This is a genomic window from Ruegeria sp. CJ2, from assembly GCF_056536745.1.
Genome location: NZ_JBQFQF010000011.1, coordinates 13,193 through 33,944 on the forward strand (window position 1 = coordinate 13,193; position 20,752 = coordinate 33,944).

The following is a 20,752-nucleotide window of genomic DNA, read 5'->3' on the forward strand; positions in this document are numbered from 1 at the left end:
GATGGGGGGCAGACAGCCCCCCAGCAACGTCTCAAGTCAGAGCAGTTCAAAGGCAATGGCAATCCCCTGGCCACCGCCGATGCACATCGTCACCAGACCTTTGGACCCGCCGATCCGCTCCAGCTCATACAGTGCTTTAAGCGTGATAATCGCACCGGTTGCCCCCACAGGGTGACCCAACGCAATCGCGCCACCGTTCGGGTTGACCTTGGCTGTATCCAGTCCCAGTTCGTTGTTGACGGCGATTGCCTGCGACGCGAAAGCTTCGTTGCTTTCGATCACGTCGAAATCCTCAACCGACAACCCAGTGCGCGCCAGCAGGTTCTGTACCGCAGGCACTGGACCGATACCCATCACTTCGGGCCGCACACCCGCGTGGCCATAGCCCAGAATCCGCGCCTTCGGCTTCAGGCCGGCTTTCTCAGCCGCCTCCGCCGTCGCCAGCACCATCGCGGCTGCACCGTCATTGATGCCCGAGGCATTGCCCGCCGTCACACGGCCATCTTTCTTGAATGCCGGACGCAACCCGGCCAGCGCTTCTGCCGAGGTCTGTTTCGGATGCTCATCGACCATGAAGTCCACCATGTCGCGCTTGACCTTGACCTGAACCGGCGTGATCTGGCTTTGGAAATACCCGGCCTCGATTGCGGCAGCGGCGCGGGTCTGGCTGGTCAGGGCGAATTCATCCATCTGTTCGCGCGTCACCTGATGTTCGTCGGCGACATTCTCAGCCGTCACACCCATGTGCCCGGTTCCAAAAGGACAGTTCAGCGCGCCCAGCATCATATCGAGCGACGTGACGTCGCCCATTTTCGCGCCCCAACGCGCCTGCGGAACGATGTAGGGGCTGCGCGACATGCTCTCCGCACCACCGGCGACGGCAAATTCTGCATCCCCCAGCATCAGCGACTGCACTGCCGACACAATCGCCTGCGCGCCGGACCCGCACAGGCGGTTCACGTTCATCGCAGGTGTTTCAACCGGAATACCCGCCTGTTTCGCGGCAGCGCGTGACAGGTACATATCGCGCGGTTCGGTGTTGATCACATGCCCGAAAACCACGTTGCCGATCTGCGCGGCTTCGACCCCGGATCTTTCCATCGCGGCCTCGGTCACAAAGGTCGCCAGATCAATCGGCGCGGTCGAAGCCAATGCCCCACCAAAGGTTCCAACCGCAGTGCGGGCCCCATCAAGAATGACGATATCTTTCATGACTCTTCTCCTCTTGGATTTGGCGGCACTATGCATTTGTCGGATTAAGCTGTCTCATGGGACGTACCGTCACAAGCGGAATTGACATCACATCCCGAAAGGCGCATGAGATTCCGTCATGACGGAAAACTCAGACGATATCCTGACACGCCTGCCTGCCCGCCTGAAAGAAGCGCGCCGCGCCAAGGGCCTGTCTTTGGAAGCTGTGGCCAATCTCAGCGGCGTGTCCCGGTCCATGGTCAGCCAGATCGAACGCGGGGAAAGCAGCCCCACAATCTCGACTCTGTGGAACCTGACCCGCGCCCTTCAGGTGGATTTTGCGGGACTGCTGGAAGAAACGGACAGCGCGGATCAAATCGAAACCCTCCGCAGTGCCGAAGTCCCAAGTATCGACAATATGGGCCAGAACTGCCGCATCCGCATCCTCTCTCCGCCGGAAGAGGCCGGAGGGCACGAAGTATACGACATCTTGTTTGAAGATCACGGCGGCCTGGCCAGCCAACCCCATGCCCGCGGCGCCCGAGAGCAGCTGACTGTTTTGGAAGGCTCGGTCAAAGTCACTTCCGGGAGTGCCGTCAGCGACCTGAGCCAAGGAGATACAGCGCGATATGCGGCAGACGTTGCGCATTCTATCGTGGCCAACGGACCGGCCAGAGTTTTTCTGATCGTCAAAAACGCCTGAATTGGCGAAATTCCGCCTTCACGGAAATTTTTCCGTCATCATGGCAATCCCCTATTTGGGAATCATATCCGCTATGTTAGATATGCGACTCAAAGCAAGGAGATCGCCATGGCAGATGCTTTCCTGTCCCACATCACGGACACCCTCGCGCAGATCGAAGCGGAAGGCTTGTATAAGCGCGAGCGAATGATCACCTCGCCTCAGGGCGGTGAGATTACGGTGGGCGACAAACAGGTCATCAACCTGTGCGCCAACAATTATCTGGGTCTGGCCGATCACCCTGCGCTGATCGAAGCGGCCAAGGACGCGATGGAACCCAAGGGCTTCGGCATGGCCTCGGTCCGGTTCATCTGCGGAACGCAAGACATCCACCGCGAGTTAGAGCAGAAGCTGGCGCAGTTCCTGAACAAAGACGACGCGATCCTGTTTGCCGCCTGTTTCGATGCCAATGGCGGTTTGTTCGAGCCTTTGTTGGGGCCAGAGGACGCCATCATCTCGGACAGTCTGAACCACGCTTCGATCATCGACGGGGTACGGCTGTGCAAGGCCAAGCGCTATCGCTACATGAACAACGATATGAACGATCTGGAGGCCTGGCTGAAACAGGCGCGCGCGGATGGGGCGCGGCATATCATGATCGCGACGGACGGTGTGTTTTCCATGGATGGCTATCTGGCCAACCTGCCGAAAATCCGCGAACTGGCCGACAAATACGACGCCATCGTCATGGTCGATGACTGCCACGCCACCGGCTTTATGGGGCCGAATGGGGCGGGCACGCCGGATCATTTCGGTGTCGATGTGGACATTCTGACCGGAACTTTGGGCAAGGCACTTGGGGGGGCAATCGGCGGTTACATCGCCGGGCCGCAGCCAGTGATCGACCTGCTGCGGCAGCGGGCGCGGCCCTATCTGTTCTCGAACTCGCTGCCGCCTTCGATCGTTGCCGCCGGTATCGAGGCGATTCGCCTGATCGAACAAGGCGACATGCTGCGCGCGCAACTGTTTGGAAACGCCAAATACTGGCGCGCTGGTTTGGAAAAGCTGGGCTTCGACCTGCTGCCCGGTGAACACCCGATCATCCCCGTGATGCTGGGCGAGGCGACGCTGGCGCAGGATATGGCCGCGCGACTGTTCGATGAGGGCGTCTATGTCTCGGGCTTTTTCTTCCCGGTTGTTCCGCGTGGACAGGCGCGTATCAGGACACAAATGAACGCAGCGCTGACCCGCGACGAGCTGGACCGCGCCCTGACCGCCTTTGGCAAGGTGGGCAAAGAGCTGGAAGTGATCTGATGCGACCCAACACCATGAAAGCGCTTGAGAAATCCAAGCCCGCGGAAGGTCTGTGGATGATTCAAGCCCCGGTGCCTGAAATTGGTGCGGATGAGGTCCTGATCCGGATCAACAAGACGGGCATCTGCGGTACGGATATTCACATCTGGAACTGGGATGAATGGGCCGCGCACACAGTGCCCGTGCCGATGATCACCGGCCATGAGTTCGCCGGTGAGATTGTCGAGGTCGGGCGCAATGTGACCGGGTTGGCGGTAGGCCAAAGATGCTCGGGCGAGGGTCATCTGATCACCAATGACAGCCGTCAGAGCCGCGCGGGGAAGTTCCATCTGGACCCCGGCACGCGCGGCATTGGTGTGAACGAACAGGGGGCCTTTGCCCAGTACCTCAAACTGCCTGCTTTCAACGTAGTCCCCTTGCCCGACGACGTGCCAGACGAAATCGGAGCCATTCTCGACCCGCTGGGAAACGCCGTTCACACCGCGCTCAGCTTTGATCTGCTGGGCGAGGATGTTCTGATCACGGGCGCGGGGCCAATCGGGATCATGGCCGCCGCCGTCGCCCGCCATGCCGGTGCGCGACACGTTGTGATCACCGACATCAACCCAGACCGCCTGAAATTGGCAGAACATGTTGTGCCGACAGTCCGGACGGTCGATGTGTCCAGGGAAGACCTGCAGGACGTCATCGAAGACCTCGGCATGAAAGAAGGGTTTGACGTCGGGCTTGAGATGTCCGGTTCGCAAGTCGCGCTAGATCAGATGGTCGAGGCGCTGGTGATGGGCGGCAAGATCGCTCTGCTGGGGATACCGCCAGGCAAATCCCCGGTCGATTGGTCGCGCATCGTGTTCAAGGCCATCACCATCAAAGGCGTCTACGGGCGTGAGATGTTCGAGACATGGTACAAGATGATCGCAATGTTGCAGAACGGATTGGACGTCAGCCGGGTCATCACGCATCGGTTCAAGGTCGACGACTTTGCCCAAGGCTTTACCGCCATGAAATCCGGTCAGTCCGGCAAGGTGGTGCTGGACTGGACCTGACGCTCTGGAACCGCGCGAAATTTGACCCTAAACATAGGGCGAACCCGGCGGTTGGAGGAGCACATGGGCGACAATGACAGGTATCTGGAACGCGGGATCGAGGACTCTCTGGTCACTGATTTCGCGGAAACCCACCGCAAGAGCTATGGGGATTTCCTGCAACTCAAGACGCTGCTGAACCTGCAAAAGACCTTTCAGGACCCGGCCCAACCCGATGAGATGCTGTTCATCATCATCCATCAGGTCAGCGAGTTATGGTTGAAACTGATGCACCACCAACTGGTCGAGGTGCGCAGGTTTCTGCAGCAGGACGAATTTGGCCCGGCGATGAAGAACCTCGACCGGGTGAAAGCAATCCAACGGCAGTTGATCGCGTCGTGGGAAACGCTTCTGACCATGACCCCAGCCGATTACATGACTTTCCGAAAGGCCTTGGGCAGCTCATCCGGTTTCCAAAGCTATGGCTACCGCCAGATCGAGTTCATTCTGGGCAACAAGGACGCCGCGACCCTGAAAGTACATGCCCATGACCCCCAAGTGATGGAAATGCTGTCCGCCGCCCTGACCAAACCGTCGCTATATGACGAAGTCCTCCACATGATGGCGCGGCAAGGGTTCGATGTGCCGGACGACTTGCTGAACCGGGATTATGCGCAGCCCTATTCCGGTGACCCGCGCATCGTGAAACTGTGGGTGCAGGTCTTCCGCGACACGAACAGGTATTGGGATCTCTATGCGTTAGCCGAAAAACTCATGGACGTGGAGTCCCTGTTTCAACGCTGGCGCTTTGACCATGTCACCGCGGTTGAGCGCGTGATCGGCAACCAACCCGGCACTGGTGGCTCCAGCGGGGTGTCTTTTCTGCGCAAAGCCTTGGATTTGAGGTTTTTCCATGATCTCTACGATGTGCGAACCGAGCTGATGTATGCCGAGCAGGAGTAAATGATGCTGTACCGGGGTTTCACGCAGGACGAACTGGATCAGGAATATTCCCCCCGTTCTATGATCGGCGGCGACCTGACGCCCTATGTCGACAGTTGGGCCGCGCTCAGCGCGCAGCATCGGGCGCAGATGGAATGTCATGAGAACCTCACCTATGGCGACAGCCCGTCACAGGTTCTGGATTTCTTTCCGGCCAAAGGCACTGGCGCACCGCTGCACGTATTTATCCACGGCGGCTATTGGCAGGCGATCAGCCAGCGTGAATCCGCGATGATGGCCCCGGCCCTGATCGAGGCCGAGCAATCCTTTGCGACCTTGAACTATACGCTGGCCCCGAACGCGCGGATCGGCGACATGATCGAGGAATGCCGCAATGCCATACTCTGGCTGGCCGCGAACGCCGCCCGCTTGGGATACGACCCCTCCCGTGTGACCCTATCGGGCCACAGCGCCGGGGCGCATCTGGCCAGCATGGTCATGGCAACCTCAGCCGACGCGCTGGCGCGCGCGGGACTGCGCGTGCGCGACGTGATCCTGATCAGCGGGGTCTTTGATCTGGAGCCGATCAGCCTGACACCTGTCAACGACCCGCTGCAACTGACCCCCGTCGAGATCCACGACCTGTCGCCCATCCTGCACCTCCCCGCCCCCGGCCCGCGCTATCGCGTAACCGTGGGCGAGCGCGACACGCCCGAGTTCATCCGCCAAAGCCGACACTACGCGGAGCTTCTACGAAAGGCCGGACACTCGGTCAGTTTCGACCTGCAGAGGGGGGTGCATCATTTCGATATTGTTATGCATCCGGGGTCGTTTTTGGCGGCGACAAAGTAGGCAAGAGTAGTTGCTGCGACGCCAGGAACGTCTGGTTCGAGCCCTTAGCGGTCGTTTGATCACCATTTATTCTATCACTCGTGCAATAGGTTGCGAAGCGTTGAAACCGGGAACCGGCTTCGTCGCGACTTGCTTCGGATAGGTCAAAAGAAAATCACTCGAAAGAATGAAACCACCAGCGTAGCTAGCCCAAAGATCGCGCCCAGGAACAAAAACAAGAAAAGTGTGGTGAATATCGTCTCAGTCACGGATGAGACATTGTATTTCCGAGCATCGACATTCTTACCAATCCAAAAGCCGCTCGCAATGCTGATTATTCGAGCGCCCTTTTCCTCGCCTGCAAAGTAAATGCTCTCATCACTATTCCTGCCTAGGTCAGCGAGTGCCATCAAATAGTTGGCGCCAATTTTCCAGTTAATACTCATGAGGGCGAACCAGAAGGAAAGCTGGAAGATCGTCCATATGCTCCACTCGAATTTTACCAATGCGGTTAGCGAAAGTAGTACGAGTGTCATGTGGACCCAAACAGGACCATCTTTCGTGCTTGTTCCCAACCGAAGTTCGCCGGAGACATCAACATACATCCTGTCCCTATAAGACTCTGTGTCTTTAATCATGATGCCACCATTTCGGACCAATGAATCATAGACCCCAACACGTTCTTCAGTGGACAGGTTTTTCCATGCGTCCCAGCAAGAACTTACGATGTGGTTAAGAATGAACAGATGCAGCGCGGTGATCGTTACGAAAGCAAAATAGGTTGTTTCTACTGGTATGGAGGAACCCAAAAAGCTGACGCTACCGCTTCCCAAATAGCGTACTAACGTTGCCGAAAAGCTGAATGCTATTGTCGCGACCGCAAGCCAGTTGAGCCAAGAAAAACTCTTTTCGACGCCTGCCCTTACGGCAATAGGGTCCACTTTCATTTTTGGAATACCTAAAGTCTGAAATTTTCACTGAAAACTTCTAGAAATGCTGAGCCTTGGTCAAGGCTAGACCTGCCAGAACTACTAGGTGTCTCAACTTTCTTCCCTGAGATTTGCTCAGCCTTAGTGAGATGCCAACTGCCAAGGGGCGGTGTTCCGTTTTGAGCCGCACGTCGAACTTTTCAAAGACAGGAATCTGCGCACAACAGCCACAGAAGGTAATTGGCGCTGCAATCAAAGCGAATGTCGGCAAAGTCCGCACAGCAGACAATCGGCCGTTGTCCTCTTGGGGTTAGAGCACGATTAAACGATGCGTGGTTGTCGTTGGAAACGAAAAGCTTCTGACAAGACAGACAAAAAACGGCGACCCAATGGGCCGCCGCTAAATTCTTCACCGAAACACCAGATCAATCCAGCGTACGCGTAACCTCTTCGCGTTCGAAAATCTCGATCACGTCGCCGGCGCGGATGTCGTCGTAGTTTTCGAATGCCATACCGCATTCCTGACCCGACTGAACCTCGGCCACTTCGTCCTTGAAGCGTTTCAGCGTTTTCAGCGTGCCTTCGTGGATCACCACGTTGTCGCGCAGCAGGCGGACGCCTGCGGAACGACGCGCCACGCCTTCGGTGACCAGACAGCCCGCAACTTTGCCGACACCAGTGACCTTGAAGACTTCGCGGATTTCGGCGTAACCGATGAACTTCTCGCGGATCTCGGCGCTCAGCAGGCCCGAAGCGGCTGCTTTCACGTCGTCCACGAGGTCATAGATCACCGAGTAATAGCGGATCTCGACACCCTTCTGGTTCGCAGTGTTCCGCGCCGATGCGTTGGCACGGACGTTGAACCCGAAGATCGGTGCGCCGGAGGCTTCGGCCAGACCAACATCCGTTTCGGTGATCGCACCCACGCCCGAATGCAGTACGCGCACGCGCACCTCGTCATTGCCGATCTTCTCCATCGCCTGAACGATAGCCTCGGCAGAGCCCTGCACATCCGCTTTCATCAGGATCGGCAGCTCGGTGACGTTTTCGTCTTCCTTGGCCTTCTGCATCAACTGCTCAAGGGTGGTCGCGGCACCGGCGGCGGCGCGTTTGTCCTTGGCGGCTTGCTCACGATAGGCGGCGATCTCACGGGCCTGCGCTTCGGTCTCGGTCACGTTCAGAACGTCACCGGCCTCGGGCGTGCCGTTGAGACCCAGAACCTCGACCGGAACCGAGGGGCCAGCCTCTTTGACGCGGTCGCCCTTGTCGTTGATCAGCGCGCGGACCTTACCGTATTGCTCACCCACAACGAAGATATCGCCCTGACGCAGCGTGCCGTTCTGAACCAGAACAGTCGCCACGGGGCCGCGGCCCACATCCAGCTGCGCCTCGATCACGGCACCTTGGGCGGCGCGGTCGGGGTTGGCTTTCAGTTCCAAAATCTCGGCCTGCAGCGCGATGGCTTCCAGCAGTTCGTCAAGACCCTGTCCGGTGATGGCAGAGACTTCGACGTCCTGAACCTCACCCGACATTTTCTCGACGATCACTTCGTGTTGCAGCAGATCGGTACGCACCTTGTCCGGGTTTGCATCGGGCTTGTCGACCTTGTTGATCGCCACGATCATCGGCACGCCGGCTGCTTTGGCGTGGTTGATGGCCTCGATCGTCTGCGGCATCACCGCGTCGTCAGCGGCAACCACCAGAACCACGATATCCGTGACCTGAGCCCCGCGGGACCGCATCGACGTAAAGGCCGCGTGGCCCGGCGTATCCAGGAAGGTCAGCGTGGTGCCGCCATCGGTTTTCACCTGATAGGCGCCGATATGCTGGGTGATGCCACCGGCCTCACCTGCCACAACGCGCGCGTCGCGGATTGCATCCAGCAACGAGGTTTTACCGTGGTCAACGTGACCCATGATGGTGATGACTGGTGGACGCGGCTGCAGATCGTCATCGCTGTCTTCGACTTCCTTGATGACGTCTTCAACATCCGAATCAGAGACACGGGTGACCTTGTGGCCAAATTCTTCGATGATCAGCTCGGCAGTATCGGCGTCGATGGTCTGGTTCTGCGTCACCATCATGCCCATCTGCATCAGCGATTTGACAACATCTGCCACACGCTCGGCCATACGGTTGGCCAATTCCGAGACCATGATCGCCTCGGGCAACTGCACGTCGCGGATCACCTTTTCCCGCTCGACCGGCGCACCCATGGCTTTCTGACGCGCACGCTCCTGCTTGCGCTTCATCGACGCCATTGAGCGTTGACGGTTGCCTTCACCGCCGGTCGCCTGACCCAGTGTCAGCTTACCGGAGCGGCGGTTGTCGTCACGACCCTTGCCACGACCGCGCTGTTCGCGTTCGCGGTCCTGCTTGCGCGGAGCGGCAGCAGGCGCAGGCTTGCTGGCCGGGCTGCGCGCGGCTTTGGGTTCTTCGGGCGCGGGGGCAGCAGCCGCGCGTTTGGCGGCTTCTTCCGCCTCTTTGCGCTTGCGCTCTTCTTCCTCGGCCTTGGCGCGGGCACGTTCTTCGGCCTCGCGCTGTTCACGTTCCTTGGCTTCCTGCTCGGCACGGCGTCGGGCGCGTTCTTCTTCACGCGCCTTTTCCTGTGCTTCACGGGCAGCGGCTTCTTCCGCCTCGCGCGCTTTGGCGGCTTGCAGCGCCTTCATCCGGCGCGCCATTTCCGCATCGGAAATCCCGGCTGGGCGACGCGACGGATCACCCGAAGGCGTTGCTCCGCCACCTGGTTTACCGGCACCCGGCTTGGGGACCACCACGCGTTTGCGTTTGGTTTCCACCACGACATTCTTGGTACGTCCGTGGCTGAAACTCTGTTTCACATTTCCGGGGCGTGCCCCGCCACGAAGACCCAATGTCTTTTTGCCGTCACTATCGCTCATAAAGCTTCTTACCCTTCCGCGCGGCCCTTGCCGCCGTCATCCGTTTCGCGCAAGCCACGCAAGCGCTGCGCTTCCTCTACAACACGTTTGGCGAGTCCGCCAGAGGCCAGCGCCGCATGAATCACGGTTTGGCGCCCAAATGCCGCCCCCAGCTCGTCCGCCGTCAGCCATCCGATGTATTTTCCGAAGTGCGGCGTGCTGAGTTTCGACTTGCCGCGCCCCGATCCATCGCTGGCCTGAATCAGTACCTGAGCCTCTTCCCGGTCCAGCCACGTCTTGACCTTTTCATACCCGGCGACCGCGTCACCGGACTTGCGCGCCAGGCTGATCAGCTCGATCACCCGCCGCGCGACTTGCTTTTCGACCTCGTCGGTCAAGTCCGCCTGCGCCACTGCCTGCGCCTTGAACCCGCGCGAGAACATCTTTTTGCCAACGGCCTTATCCAGCGCGGCGCGATCCGCCGCCACATAGACCCCGCGCCCCGGCAATTTCGCCGCGACATCGGGAAAGACCTGACCGTCCGGCCCCATCACAAAGCGGATCAGCCCGTATTTGGGCTGAACCTCGCCCGTGGCGATGCACTTGCGTTCGGGTCCGTCCGACCGATCCTTATGGACGCCACCGCGACCCATTCAAGCCTCCCGAGGCCCTGAGATCAGGCCTCGGCCTCCTCGTCGGCTTCGCCTTCGATCTCTTCTTCGGCCTGCTCCAGCTCGGCCGGATCGACCCAGCCCAGCATGATGCGGGCGGTCATGACCAGATCCTGCGCCTCTTCCAGAGTCACGCCAAAAGGCTCGAGTACACCGTCATCCTTGATGCGCTCGCCGTCGACCGTGGTCCAGCCACCTGCCAGTTCCCAGTCGGCGCAGGTTGCGAAGTCTTCCAACGTCTTCACGTCATCCTTGGCCAGCGCCTCTACCATCTGGGGTGTGAGACCTTCGAATTCAATAAGGCTGTCCTCAGCGCCCAGCGCGCGGGCGGCATCCAGAGCGGCCTTGGCTTGCGCTTCCAGGAATTCACGCGCACGGGTTTGCAGTTCCTGCGCTGTGCCTTCGTCGACGCCGTCGATCACCAGAAGTTCGTCAATCTCGACGTAAGCCACCTCTTCGAGGTTGGTGAAGCCTTCCGAGACCAGCAACTGAGCGAAGAACTCGTCCAGATCCAGGCTGTCCATGAACAACTGGGTGCGGGCTTCGAATTCTTTCTGACGGCGCGCCGATTCTTCGGCTTCGGTCATGATGTCGATATCCAGACCGGTCAACTGGCTGGCCAGACGCACGTTCTGACCCCGGCGACCGATTGCCAGCGAAAGCTGCTCCTCGGGCACTACCACCTCGATCTTGCCGGCTTCTTCATCCAGTACCACCTTGGACACCTCGGCAGGCTGCAGCGCGTTCACAAGGAAAGTCGGCTGATCTTCGTTCCACGGGATGATGTCGATCTTTTCGCCCTGCAGCTCGTTCACGACGGCCTGCACACGGCTGCCGCGCATACCAACGCAGGCACCGACGGGGTCGATCGAGCCGTCATACGAGATCACGGCGATCTTGGCGCGCGAACCAGGGTCACGGGCCACGGCCTTGACCTCGATGATGCCGTCATAGATTTCCGGCACTTCCATCTTGAACAGTTCAGCCATGAATTCCGGCGCGGTGCGTGACAGGAAGATCTGGTGGCCACGAACTTCGCGACGGACTTCCTTGATGTACGCACGCACACGGTCGTTGGGGCGATAGCTTTCGCGGCCGATCTTGTCGTTGCGGCGCAGAACGGCCTCGGCACCGCCCAGATCGACGATGACATTGCCGAACTCTTCGCGCTTGACAGCACCGTTGATGATGGTGCCTGCGCGATCCTTGAATTCTTCGTACTGACGGTCACGTTCCGCTTCGCGGACCTTTTGCAGGATCACCTGCTTGGCGGATTGCGCAGCAATACGGCCCATTTCAACCGGCGGCACTTCTTCGACAAAGACGTCACCGACCTCGGGGTTTTCCATGTATTGCTTGGCCTGTTCGACGGTGAACTCGGCCTGATAGTTCTCAAGCTCTTCATCCTCGACCACGGTGCGGACGCGGGTAAAGGTCGCCTTGCCGGTCTTGCGGTCGATGGACACGCGGATGTCCATCTCGGCCCCGTAACGGCTCTTGGCGGCGCGGGCGAGCGATTCCTCCATCGCTTCGACAACCAGACCGGGGTCGATCATCTTTTCGCGGGCCACGGCCTCGGCGGTCTGCAGCAGCTCCAGCTGGTTGGCTGAGGTGATTGCCATCAGTTCGTCTCCTCTTCGGACCCTTCGGTCTCAATCTCGTCGAAAGCGTTTTCGTTCAGGGCACCGGCGTCTTTGCGCTGGCGCAGCATTTCCTTGATCAGGTCATCGGTCAGAACCAGCTTAGCGTCGCTCAGCCAGTCGAATTGCAGACCGATGGTGATCGTCTCATCCCCCTCGGGGATGTTGATCAGAACCTCATCCCCTTCAATCCCAGCCAGCTCACCCTTGAAACGACGGCGGCCGTCGATCAACTCGGCGGTCTCAACCTTGGCTTCATACCCTTCGAAAGTCTCAAAGTCCTTGAGACGGGTCAGAGGGCGGTCGATGCCGGGGCTCGAGACCTCAAGCGTATAGGCATCAAGAATCGGGTCCTCGACATCCAGCGTGGCGCTGACCGCATTGGAAATCTCGGCGCAGTCATCCACTTCGATGCCGCCATCGGGCTTGTCGGCCATGATCTGCAACGTGGTCTGCTTGCCGCTCATCAGGCGGATGCGCACAAGCTCATACCCCAGATCCTCGATCACGGGGGTGATGATCTCGGCCAGTCGCCGGTCAATGGCTGCCTTGGCTATCAGGTCGTTTGTCATTCAGGTCTCTACCCTATCAATCGGGCACAAAAAAACGGGCGCGCGGCCCGTCGTATTTTCCGGTGGAGCCTTGAACCAGAAGTCCAACGCGCCGCTGTTGGAGATGCATATACGCAGGGTTTCCCGAGTCTGCAACCCCCAGCAGGAATTAAGCCAGCCACCACCGCTCGGCGATGCGGCCATCGTCCAGCGCACGCGCCTGTCCGACCTGGCCCGGCATTCCAACCCGAGCGGCCACGGCCAGCGCCATATCCGTCTCGCTTGGGAAAAAGCGCAGACCGCGTTGCCCCTTCAGATCGTCTTGCGCGGGCAATGCGGCAACGTCCACATAGCCGTCTCGCAAAGCCTCCGCCCGGACACGCGCGTCAGGGATCACAATGACCTCCAGCGCATCAACCCAGCCTGCCTGACCGTTCTTGTAATGACCCGAGACTTTGCGCCCCAAGAAATGCCGCCCGTCTTCGGCGCGTTCAACCCGATAACATCCGGTGCCGTTGGCGGCGTGCAATGGCGTTACATCCTGGCCTTTCCGCGCAATGACAAATCGACTGTCTGCCAGCAGAAACGGCAGGCCCGGATTGGCCTCCACCAGCTCCAGCCGCAGGGATGAGGGTGAGAGGGCCTCAACCCGCCCAACCTGCTCCAGCACGGCAAGAACGTCGGCAGCGTCCAACAGGGCCTCATCATGAAACACAACACCGGGACGCAGATCGAAATGCCAAACCCGCGCGTCCGCATCGGTTTGCCAGCCTGTCGCCAGCTCCGCGCGCAATGTGCCATCTGGTGCAATCTCGGTCAGCGTGTCGAACACGGCGCCACGCGCCACCTGTTCAAGGCTTTCGTCCCGGGGCACGGCCAACCGCAATGTTCCACCATTTTTTGGCGTGTTGGCCAAGGACGCGCCCGTGGCCGCCAGCAATGCGGCGGCGGCACCCGAAGCGAACAGAGCACGACGGTCAATCCGGGTCATGCCACACCCTCCGCCACGCGGTCCATGATACGGACCAGTTCGGCGCTGATGCCCGGCTCGGACAAGGCGTGCCCGGCCTGCCGAACCATCTTCAACTCTGCGTTTGGCCAGCGTTCGGCCAAGGACCATGCGGCCTGCGGCGGGCAAATCATGTCATAACGGCCCTGCACGATATGGCCGGGGATATGAGCGATCCGCTCCATCTGATCCAAAATCTGCCCATCGTTCTCAAGAAAGGCACTGTGCGTGAAATAGTGATTCTCCAGCCGCGCAAATGCGCGCGCGTATTCGCCGGGGCTTTCACCCGTGGATCCATGTGAATGGATCGAGGCCAGCGCGTTCTCCCAACTGGACCAAGCGCGGGCGTACAGGATCTCCGTCGCCCGATCGCCCGAGAACAGACGTTTGTGATAAGCGCCGATCGTGTCGGACAGCTCCTCCTCGGTCAGCAGGGCCGTAAACTTCGCCCATTGTTCCGGCCAGAACTTGCCCGCACCGCCGCCATAGAACCAATCCAGTTCGGCCTGCGTTGCCAGAAACACACCGCGCAGCACCAGCCGATTCACCCGGTCGGGATGCGCCTGCGCATAGACCAGCGCCAAAGTCGCCCCCCAACTGCCGCCAAACACCGTCCAGTCTTCGATATCCAGCAGGGTCCGCAGCCGCTCAATATCCTCCACCAGATGCCAGGTCGTATTGTCGGCAACCGACGCATGAGGCCGCGAGCGCCCGCATCCGCGTTGATCAAACAGAATCACCCGGAACACACGCGGATCGAAATAACGCCGCATGGCCGGGCTGCATCCTCCGCCCGGTCCGCCATGCAGAACCACAACGGGCAACCCGTCGGGATTACCGCATTGTTCCATGTAAATACGGTGTCCGTCGCCCACCTCGACCATGCGCTGATCGAACGGGTCAATCGGCGGGTACAGATATTGAACTGCGCGCTTTTGGTCCGGGTACTTATCCATTAGGGCCCTATATAGTCTTTAAACGTAAAAGAGCACACGGAGACAGGAATGCAAGCGCATCCGAACACGGTGGACCCGTCCGAGATCGCAAAATTCGAAGCGATGGCTGCGGAATGGTGGGACCCCCATGGCAAATTCAAACCTCTGCACATGCTCAATCCGTGCCGTCTGGATTATATCACACAGCAGATCGCGGGTGAATTTGACTGTGATCTGAAGGCCTCGCGCCCGTTCGAGGGCCTGCGCCTGCTGGATATCGGCTGCGGTGGCGGGTTGCTCAGCGAACCGATGGCGCGTCTGGGCGCGACGGTCGTGGGCGCCGATGCCGCCGAAGGCAACCTGCCCGTCGCCCGCATCCATGCCGAGCAATCGGGGCTGGACATCGACTACCGCCATACCACTGCCGAGGCCATGGCCGCCGCGGGCAAACAATTCGACGTGGTGCTGAACATGGAGGTGGTCGAGCATGTAGCCGATCCGTTGGGGTTTTTGACAGCCTCGCAACACTTGCTGAAACCGGGCGGGTTGCTGATCTGCTCGACCATCAACCGCAACCCGAAATCCTATGCGATGGCCATTTTCGGGGCCGAGGTCGTCATGCGCTGGCTGCCCCGCGGTACGCATGAGTGGAACAAGTTTATCACGCCAGATGAGCTGTTCGACCTGCTGCGCCAATCCGGGCTGGACCCGGTCGACCGCAAGGGGTTCGTCTTCAACCCGATCTTGTGGAGCTGGTCGATCTCGGACCGGGATTTGAGCGTGAATTATGTGACGGCGAGCGTGAAGGCGGGGTGAGGTTACTCCCCCTCCAACTGCAACCTCAAATCCCTCAACACGGGCAGCGTGCTGCGGACGCGTTCCAGCCCCAGCTCTCCGACCACGCGGTTGATCAGGGGGGCTATCGAGGAAATCGCCTGATCGCGCGCGCGGCGACCGGCGGGGCTGATGGCGACCATCTTGCGGCGGGCGTCGTCCCAGTCGGGGCGGATGTGGATGTATCCGGCCCATTCCAGCTTGGCCAAGGTGTTGGTCATCGCCCCCCGCGTGACGTGAAAGGTGCTGGCCAATTGCGCGGGCGTGCGCTCATCCCCCACGAACACCAAATGGTTCAGCACCGAGAAATGCGAGATTTCCATGCCCTTGGGCAGCACCCGGCTGAGCCGGTTGCGCAATAGCTGATCGGCGGTCAGGATCTCGCTGAACAGCGTGACCGCAAGGGCATTGGTGTCGTCCGTCATTGGGTCCGGCTCTGGATCAGGGGCCGTCGAAAGCCCGCAGGTGCGTCAGTGAGGGCACGCGGCGGCGCGCCTCTGTCACAGAACTATCATCCAAATCGAAAATGTGAATGCCCGGATCGGTGCCTGCGTCGATGACGACCTCTCCCCACGGGGCCACGACCATGCTGTGACCGTAGGTATAACGCGTTCTGCCACGGGTTTTGGGGTGTTCTCCGGTTTGGGCCGGCGCCAGTACCCAAGCGCCGTTTTCAATCGCCCGGGCACGCAACAGCGATTCCCAGTGCGCAGCCCCCGTCACCGGGGAAAACGCGGCCGGAACCGTCAGGATACGCGCACCGGCCTGAGCCAGCGCCGCATAGAGATGGGGAAAGCGGATGTCGTAACAAACGGTCAGACCAACTTGGCCGAAATCTGTCTCGGCGATCACGGCCCGGTCGCCGGGACGGTAGTTCCGGGATTCCCGAAAAGTCTCGGTCTCTGTGACCTGCACATCAAACATGTGGATCTTGTCATACCGCGCCACGATCTGCCCTTGCGGGTCGATCATGATTGAACGGTTGGCAAAGCGCCCGTCCGCGTCATGCGTTTTGATCGCCAGCGAGCCGATCAGCAGCCACACGCCCAGCGTCTGCGCGTGATCGCGTAACCCCGCCAGCGTCAGGTCATCTTCTTCGTGCTGCAAAACCTCGCGCTGCCGCGTTGTCGAGGTCGAGACGCAGTTCGTCACCTCGGGGGTGAGGATGAACTGCGCGCCCTGTCCAACCGCCTCGGTCATCAGGGCGCGCACCATCTCCAGATTCTCGGCCGGATCATCCGACGAGGTAATCTGCAGCAGCGCGGTCTTCATCAGGCGGCCAGAAGACGGTCCAGCTTGCCCTGACGCTCCAGCTCATAAAGATCGTCACAGCCGCCCACATGCTGAGTGCCGATGAAAATCTGCGGCACGGTGCGTTTGCCGCCGGCGCGTTTGATCATCTCGGGCTTGCGCTTGGGGTGTATCAAAACGTCGACTTCCTTGAACTCGACGCCCTTCTGTTTCAGCAGTCGCTTGGCCGCGTGGCAAAAACCGCATAGCGGCGAGGTATAGATTTCAACCGGTTTCATAATTCGTCCCTTGGGGTTTCACGTAATCTTGGGCGAATTAGGCATCCTTGGCAACGCGCGCTAGGGTCAACACGAAAATATGATTTGCGCCAGATGCGCGGCAGACACGCGCACAGGCGGCCAGTGTCGCGCCAGACGTCATCACGTCATCAACCAGCAAAACATCCCGTCCCTGCATTCGGTGTCGCCGTTTGGGATGGGCAGCAATCACGTTTCCCAGTATCCGCGCGCGTTCCGCGGCGGTTTTCCCATCCAAAACCGGTGTTCGAACGTGGCGGACCAAAAGATCGGGGCACACCTGCAATCCGGCTTCCCGACCCAAATGTTGGGCCAATAATGCGGATTGGTTGTACCGCCGCTTCACCAATCTGGTCCAGTGCAGCGGCACCGGAGCGACCAGCATGTCATCCCGCAACACGTCTCGCCCAGCCTGTGCCATCCACCGCGCCGCCGGGCGCGCAAGCTCTGGTCGGTCACCATGTTTCAGCGCCAATATCAACGCCCGCGCCTTGCCTTCGTATAGCAAAGCTGCACGCCCATCCCGCCACGGCCGGGGCGTCTTCATGCAGTCATCGCATTCGATCCGATGCCCGTCCAGATCACCGGGCAAGGGTATTCCACAGCTTTCGCAGACGGTGCCGCCGATAAATGGCGTGTCGCTCCAGCAAGGTCCGCACAGGGCAAAATCCGACTCGGTCAGCGCCCCGCACCCCAGACAGCGCGGTGGATAGATCAACTGGACGGCGGTTTGAATCCGCGGCCAGATGCGATAATTGCGCCTTATGAAGCTGCCTGACTCCAATGCACCCTCTTTGTTTGACACCCCTGCCCTGGCCAAGCATCGCGCCCGTGCGCAGGACGAGGCGCTGTTTCTGCACCGCGCCGCTGTCGACGAAGTGCAGGATCGGCTCTCCATGGTTAACAAAAGCTTTACTGCCCCGGCGATCGTGACGCCCTTTGCGCATGTTTGGCAGGGTGTGTTGCCCAAAGCGCATATTGTTGCCGATGAGGATGTTCTGCCGCTGACACCCGGCGCGCATGATCTGGTGGTCCATGCCATGGCATTGCACTGGGCCAACGATCCGGTGGGGCAACTGATTCAGTGCCATCGCGCGCTTAAACCCGACGGGATGTTGCTGGTTGCGTGTCTGGGTGGGGAAACCTTGCATGAGTTGCGCACAGCCCTCGGGCAGGCTGAAATCGAGGTCACCGGCGGCCTCAGCCCGCGTATCGCGCCGATGGGTGAGTTGCGCGATCTGGGCGGCTTGCTGCAACGGGCCGGGTTCGCACTGCCTGTCGCGGACACCGCGCGCCTGACGGCGGAGTACTGCGATGTAATGCACCTGATGCACGATCTGCGCGCGATGGGAGAGACCAACAGCCTGTCTGAGCGGGTAAAACACCCCACCCGGCGCCAGGTCTTCAAACGGGCGCAAGACATCTATGCCGACAACTTCGCAACCCCGCAGGGTCGTCTGACGACAACGTACGAATTGGTCTGCTTGACCGGCTGGTCGCCAGATGACAGCCAGCAAAAACCCCTGCGCCCCGGATCGGCGCAAGCCCGCCTTGCCGACGCGCTGGGAACAAAAGAAGGCAAACTGTCCGATTGACGGCGGACCAATTCCGTTTATCTCAGCCCGGAACACGACGATTTCAGGAAGCATCCCATGTTTGACGCCACCCGCCCCGCTCATGCCCCCGAAGGCCATCCCAAGGTCAAAATGGGACGAGTCGGTATTCTTGTGGCCAATCTGGGCACGCCGGATGACTACAGCTATTGGCCGATGCGCCGGTACCTGAACGAATTCCTGTCGGACCAGCGGGTCATCGACTATCCCAAGTGGAAATGGCAGCCGATCCTGCAAGGTATCATCCTGACCAAACGGCCCTTCAGCTCGGGCGAGGCGTATAAGTCGATCTGGAACCACGACAAGGGTGAAAGTCCGTTGATGACGATCACCAAGGATCAGACCGCCAAGCTGCGCGACGCGATGCAGGCGCGCTATGGCGATCAGGTGATGGTGGAGTTCTGCATGCGCTACGGCAACCCCTCGACCAAATCGAAAGTACGCGAGATGGTGGCGGCAGGCTGTGACCGCATCCTGTTCTTCCCGCTCTATCCGCAATACGCGGGTGCGACGACCGCCACGGCAAACGATCAGTTCTTTCGCGCCCTGATGGACGAAGCGTGGCAACCTGCGTCACGCACCGTTCCGGCCTATTTCGACGAACCCGCTTATATCGACGCATTGGCCGGATCAGTCGAGGCCGCCTATGCCGCGATGGAGACCAAGCCTGACATTCTGGTCTGTTCCTACCACGGCATGCCGGAGCGCTATTTGCAGCAGGGCGATCCGTACCATTGCCAATGCGCAAAAACGACCCGGCTGTTGAAAGAGCGGCTGGGATGGCAGGATGATCAGCTTGTCTCGACGTTCCAATCCCGGTTCGGGCCGGAAGAATGGCTGAAACCCTACACAGTAGAGCACGTAGCGGAGCTGGCGCGGCAGGGTAAGAAAAACATTGCCGTTATCGCCCCGGCCTTTTCCGCCGATTGCATCGAAACGCTGGAAGAGATCAACGAAGAGATCAAGGAAAGCTTTGAAGAGGCAGGTGGCGAAACTTTTACCTATATCCCCTGCCTGAACGATGACGAGTCGCACATCGCGGCGCTGGGCAAGGTGATCGAGGACAATCTGAAAGGCTGGCTGGACTAATTCGCCCCAGCCATCGGGCACAAAAAAAGGCGGTGGAAAGCTCCACCGCCTTTTCTGTGTATTGCGCTCGTCGAATTAGCTTGCTGCAACAGCTGCGGCAACCACAACCAGCAGGACCAGCGGCAGGATGATGCCCTGCGACGAACCCTGAGTTTCTTCGACAACAACAGGTGCTTCAACAACCGGCTCTTCCAGGTTGCCAGCATAAGCGGTCGATGCAGCAGCGGTCAGTGCAGCGGCGAGAACGAGTTTCTTCATATTAACCTCCAGAATACGCACGGTTTCATATAGTGAAACCGCACACCCAAGACTTACCTCGTGTTTTTTTCTAATCAGCTATCCGACTGGAATGCAAATGGAACTTGCGCCAAAAGCGGGTTCCTGCGCGAAAATGTCGTCAAATAAGCAACACTTGCGTGCCTACATTCGCCATTGAAAACAACTCGGCAATATCCTCGTTAAACAGGCCGATGCATCCGTTGGAGGACCTGCGTCCGATTTTGCGCGTGTCATGCGTGCCGTGAATCCGATAATACTTCCAGCTCAGATACAGAGCATGCGTTCCCAATGGGTTATCCGGGCCCGGAGGGATATAGTCCGGCCATTCCGGGTTTCTTTTCTTCATGGACGGCGTCGGTGACCAGCTTGGTCCTTCGACTTTGCGGATGACACTTGTGCGGCCACGACGCGTCAATTCTTCGGTCAGAGGCACCGACGACGGGTAGAGTTTGTAGACGGTTTGATCATCTGACCAATAATGCAGCGCGCGCGAGACGGTATCGACCAGAATGGCACCATTCCGCGTATTCGAGAAATAGGGCTGCCAATCCAGCGCACGAAAGCCCGAGATGTTCCGGCGGACCTCAGGTTCGGGTTCCGGCGCCGGGCGGAGCGGATCACCGGGGATGTACTGCGCAATCGCGGGCGAGGCCAGAACAGCAGAAGCGCCGGTCAGAAATCCACGGCGGGTCGTCGAGGGAATGAGCTTCTTGACCATATCAGGCGGTCCTTTGCTAAACCAAAGTTGAAAATCTAACGTATTTTATTGCCAGAATACCTCATTCGCAAATCAA

The 20,752-nt window shown here is 59.5% G+C and carries 22 protein-coding genes; 8 read left to right on the forward strand and 14 right to left on the reverse strand.

Annotated elements, in window-relative coordinates; all coding sequences use genetic code 11:
- Positions 1-36 precede the first annotated feature (36 nt).
- Complete coding sequence (locus tag ACR0MS_RS15680) at positions 37-1,212, reverse strand: acetyl-CoA C-acyltransferase family protein (protein WP_480575182.1); 1,176 nt, start codon at positions 1,210-1,212, stop codon at positions 37-39.
- Between the two features lie 118 nt (positions 1,213-1,330).
- Between ACR0MS_RS15680 and ACR0MS_RS15685 the strand changes: the two genes are divergently transcribed.
- The 5 genes from ACR0MS_RS15685 (at position 1,331) to ACR0MS_RS15705 (ending at position 6,003) form a co-directional block, all read left to right on the forward strand.
- Positions 1,331-1,894: a helix-turn-helix domain-containing protein gene (locus ACR0MS_RS15685; protein ID WP_480575185.1), complete on the forward strand. Its 564-nt coding sequence runs from the start codon at positions 1,331-1,333 to the stop codon at positions 1,892-1,894.
- Between the two features lie 108 nt (positions 1,895-2,002).
- Positions 2,003-3,187 (forward strand): glycine C-acetyltransferase, encoded by a 1,185-nt coding sequence (locus ACR0MS_RS15690; RefSeq protein WP_480575188.1) that lies wholly within the window; start codon positions 2,003-2,005, stop codon positions 3,185-3,187.
- 14 nt (positions 3,188-3,201) lie between these two features.
- Positions 3,202-4,230, forward strand: coding sequence for an L-threonine 3-dehydrogenase (gene tdh, locus ACR0MS_RS15695; RefSeq protein ID WP_480575531.1), 1,029 nt, complete (start codon positions 3,202-3,204; stop codon positions 4,228-4,230).
- Between the two features lie 63 nt (positions 4,231-4,293).
- Entirely contained in the window at positions 4,294-5,172 is an 879-nt protein-coding gene (locus ACR0MS_RS15700; RefSeq protein WP_480575191.1) for a tryptophan 2,3-dioxygenase, read from the forward strand.
- The gene (locus ACR0MS_RS15705; protein WP_480575194.1) at positions 5,173-6,003 is read left to right on the forward strand and encodes an alpha/beta hydrolase; all 831 of its coding nucleotides are present in this window, start codon (positions 5,173-5,175) and stop codon (positions 6,001-6,003) included.
- A gap of 143 nt (positions 6,004-6,146) precedes the next feature.
- Here ACR0MS_RS15705 and ACR0MS_RS15710 read toward each other — a convergent pair whose 3' ends face one another.
- The 7 genes from ACR0MS_RS15710 to pip form a co-directional block, all read right to left on the reverse strand.
- Positions 6,147-6,929, reverse strand: a complete 783-nt coding sequence (locus ACR0MS_RS15710) for a hypothetical protein (protein ID WP_480575196.1) — start codon at positions 6,927-6,929, stop codon at positions 6,147-6,149.
- A gap of 407 nt (positions 6,930-7,336) precedes the next feature.
- Complete coding sequence (gene infB, locus ACR0MS_RS15715) at positions 7,337-9,811, reverse strand: translation initiation factor IF-2 (protein ID WP_480575199.1); 2,475 nt, start codon at positions 9,809-9,811, stop codon at positions 7,337-7,339.
- An 8-nt stretch (positions 9,812-9,819) separates the two neighbouring features.
- Positions 9,820-10,443, reverse strand: coding sequence for an RNA-binding protein (locus ACR0MS_RS15720; protein ID WP_480575202.1), 624 nt, complete (start codon positions 10,441-10,443; stop codon positions 9,820-9,822).
- A 23-nt stretch (positions 10,444-10,466) separates the two neighbouring features.
- The gene (gene nusA, locus ACR0MS_RS15725) at positions 10,467-12,083 is read right to left on the reverse strand and encodes a transcription termination factor NusA (RefSeq protein WP_480575205.1); all 1,617 of its coding nucleotides are present in this window, start codon (positions 12,081-12,083) and stop codon (positions 10,467-10,469) included.
- Positions 12,083-12,673, reverse strand: a complete 591-nt coding sequence (gene rimP, locus ACR0MS_RS15730; RefSeq protein WP_480575208.1) for a ribosome maturation factor RimP — start codon at positions 12,671-12,673, stop codon at positions 12,083-12,085. The genes nusA and rimP overlap by 1 nt, the downstream gene beginning before the upstream one ends.
- Before the next feature lie 148 nt (positions 12,674-12,821).
- The gene (locus ACR0MS_RS15735; protein WP_480575211.1) at positions 12,822-13,643 is read right to left on the reverse strand and encodes an ABC transporter substrate-binding protein; all 822 of its coding nucleotides are present in this window, start codon (positions 13,641-13,643) and stop codon (positions 12,822-12,824) included.
- The gene (pip, locus tag ACR0MS_RS15740) at positions 13,640-14,617 is read right to left on the reverse strand and encodes a prolyl aminopeptidase (RefSeq protein WP_480575214.1); all 978 of its coding nucleotides are present in this window, start codon (positions 14,615-14,617) and stop codon (positions 13,640-13,642) included. Before pip ends, ACR0MS_RS15735 begins: the two co-directional genes overlap by 4 nt.
- 48 nt (positions 14,618-14,665) lie before the next feature.
- Here pip and ubiG point away from each other — a divergent pair, with 48 nt between their 5' ends.
- Complete coding sequence (ubiG, locus tag ACR0MS_RS15745) at positions 14,666-15,412, forward strand: bifunctional 2-polyprenyl-6-hydroxyphenol methylase/3-demethylubiquinol 3-O-methyltransferase UbiG (RefSeq protein WP_480575217.1); 747 nt, start codon at positions 14,666-14,668, stop codon at positions 15,410-15,412.
- 2 nt (positions 15,413-15,414) lie between these two features.
- Here ubiG and ACR0MS_RS15750 read toward each other — a convergent pair whose 3' ends face one another.
- Genes ACR0MS_RS15750 through ACR0MS_RS15765 form a run of 4 tightly spaced genes read right to left on the reverse strand, consistent with a single transcriptional unit; the run spans position 15,415 to position 17,761 of the window.
- Positions 15,415-15,855, reverse strand: coding sequence for a MarR family winged helix-turn-helix transcriptional regulator (locus tag ACR0MS_RS15750; protein WP_170353764.1), 441 nt, complete (start codon positions 15,853-15,855; stop codon positions 15,415-15,417).
- A 16-nt stretch (positions 15,856-15,871) separates the two neighbouring features.
- Positions 15,872-16,702, reverse strand: coding sequence for a carbon-nitrogen hydrolase family protein (locus ACR0MS_RS15755; protein ID WP_480575220.1), 831 nt, complete (start codon positions 16,700-16,702; stop codon positions 15,872-15,874).
- Complete coding sequence (grxC, locus tag ACR0MS_RS15760) at positions 16,702-16,959, reverse strand: glutaredoxin 3 (RefSeq protein WP_171125942.1); 258 nt, start codon at positions 16,957-16,959, stop codon at positions 16,702-16,704. The genes ACR0MS_RS15755 and grxC overlap by 1 nt, the downstream gene beginning before the upstream one ends.
- 37 nt (positions 16,960-16,996) lie before the next feature.
- Positions 16,997-17,761, reverse strand: a complete 765-nt coding sequence (locus ACR0MS_RS15765; RefSeq protein ID WP_480575223.1) for a double zinc ribbon domain-containing protein — start codon at positions 17,759-17,761, stop codon at positions 16,997-16,999.
- Between ACR0MS_RS15765 and ACR0MS_RS15770 the strand changes: the two genes are divergently transcribed.
- The gene (locus tag ACR0MS_RS15770) at positions 17,742-18,572 is read left to right on the forward strand and encodes a methyltransferase domain-containing protein (RefSeq protein WP_480575226.1); all 831 of its coding nucleotides are present in this window, start codon (positions 17,742-17,744) and stop codon (positions 18,570-18,572) included. The two genes, ACR0MS_RS15765 and ACR0MS_RS15770, sit on opposite strands and share 20 nt — an antisense overlap.
- A 57-nt stretch (positions 18,573-18,629) precedes the next feature.
- Entirely contained in the window at positions 18,630-19,679 is a 1,050-nt protein-coding gene (gene hemH, locus ACR0MS_RS15775; RefSeq protein ID WP_480575229.1) for a ferrochelatase, read from the forward strand.
- 75 nt (positions 19,680-19,754) lie between these two features.
- On the opposite strand, the gene ACR0MS_RS15780 is transcribed toward hemH, so the two are convergent.
- Positions 19,755-19,937, reverse strand: coding sequence for a hypothetical protein (locus ACR0MS_RS15780; protein ID WP_108861641.1), 183 nt, complete (start codon positions 19,935-19,937; stop codon positions 19,755-19,757).
- Between the two features lie 139 nt (positions 19,938-20,076).
- Positions 20,077-20,676, reverse strand: coding sequence for a L,D-transpeptidase (locus ACR0MS_RS15785; RefSeq protein WP_480575232.1), 600 nt, complete (start codon positions 20,674-20,676; stop codon positions 20,077-20,079).
- Positions 20,677-20,752 lie beyond the last annotated feature (76 nt).

Coding starts and splice junctions, on each gene's coding strand:
- ACR0MS_RS15720 (WP_480575202.1), bottom strand. CDS start 10,443: ATGGGTCGCGGTGGCGTCCATAAGGATCGGTCGGACGGACCCGAACGC.
- ACR0MS_RS15770 (WP_480575226.1), top strand. CDS start 17,742: ATGAAGCTGCCTGACTCCAATGCACCCTCTTTGTTTGACACCCCTGCC.
- ACR0MS_RS15705 (WP_480575194.1), top strand. CDS start 5,173: ATGATGCTGTACCGGGGTTTCACGCAGGACGAACTGGATCAGGAATAT.
- tdh (WP_480575531.1), top strand. CDS start 3,202: ATGAAAGCGCTTGAGAAATCCAAGCCCGCGGAAGGTCTGTGGATGATT.
- ACR0MS_RS15785 (WP_480575232.1), bottom strand. CDS start 20,676: ATGGTCAAGAAGCTCATTCCCTCGACGACCCGCCGTGGATTTCTGACC.
- ACR0MS_RS15685 (WP_480575185.1), top strand. CDS start 1,331: ATGACGGAAAACTCAGACGATATCCTGACACGCCTGCCTGCCCGCCTG.
- ACR0MS_RS15755 (WP_480575220.1), bottom strand. CDS start 16,702: ATGAAGACCGCGCTGCTGCAGATTACCTCGTCGGATGATCCGGCCGAG.
- ACR0MS_RS15680 (WP_480575182.1), bottom strand. CDS start 1,212: ATGAAAGATATCGTCATTCTTGATGGGGCCCGCACTGCGGTTGGAACC.
- ubiG (WP_480575217.1), top strand. CDS start 14,666: ATGCAAGCGCATCCGAACACGGTGGACCCGTCCGAGATCGCAAAATTC.
- infB (WP_480575199.1), bottom strand. CDS start 9,811: ATGAGCGATAGTGACGGCAAAAAGACATTGGGTCTTCGTGGCGGGGCA.
- grxC (WP_171125942.1), bottom strand. CDS start 16,959: ATGAAACCGGTTGAAATCTATACCTCGCCGCTATGCGGTTTTTGCCAC.
- pip (WP_480575214.1), bottom strand. CDS start 14,617: ATGGATAAGTACCCGGACCAAAAGCGCGCAGTTCAATATCTGTACCCG.
- ACR0MS_RS15700 (WP_480575191.1), top strand. CDS start 4,294: ATGGGCGACAATGACAGGTATCTGGAACGCGGGATCGAGGACTCTCTG.
- ACR0MS_RS15750 (WP_170353764.1), bottom strand. CDS start 15,855: ATGACGGACGACACCAATGCCCTTGCGGTCACGCTGTTCAGCGAGATC.
- ACR0MS_RS15710 (WP_480575196.1), bottom strand. CDS start 6,929: ATGAAAGTGGACCCTATTGCCGTAAGGGCAGGCGTCGAAAAGAGTTTT.
- rimP (WP_480575208.1), bottom strand. CDS start 12,673: ATGACAAACGACCTGATAGCCAAGGCAGCCATTGACCGGCGACTGGCC.
- nusA (WP_480575205.1), bottom strand. CDS start 12,083: ATGGCAATCACCTCAGCCAACCAGCTGGAGCTGCTGCAGACCGCCGAG.
- ACR0MS_RS15735 (WP_480575211.1), bottom strand. CDS start 13,643: ATGACCCGGATTGACCGTCGTGCTCTGTTCGCTTCGGGTGCCGCCGCC.
- hemH (WP_480575229.1), top strand. CDS start 18,630: ATGTTTGACGCCACCCGCCCCGCTCATGCCCCCGAAGGCCATCCCAAG.
- ACR0MS_RS15780 (WP_108861641.1), bottom strand. CDS start 19,937: ATGAAGAAACTCGTTCTCGCCGCTGCACTGACCGCTGCTGCATCGACC.
- ACR0MS_RS15690 (WP_480575188.1), top strand. CDS start 2,003: ATGGCAGATGCTTTCCTGTCCCACATCACGGACACCCTCGCGCAGATC.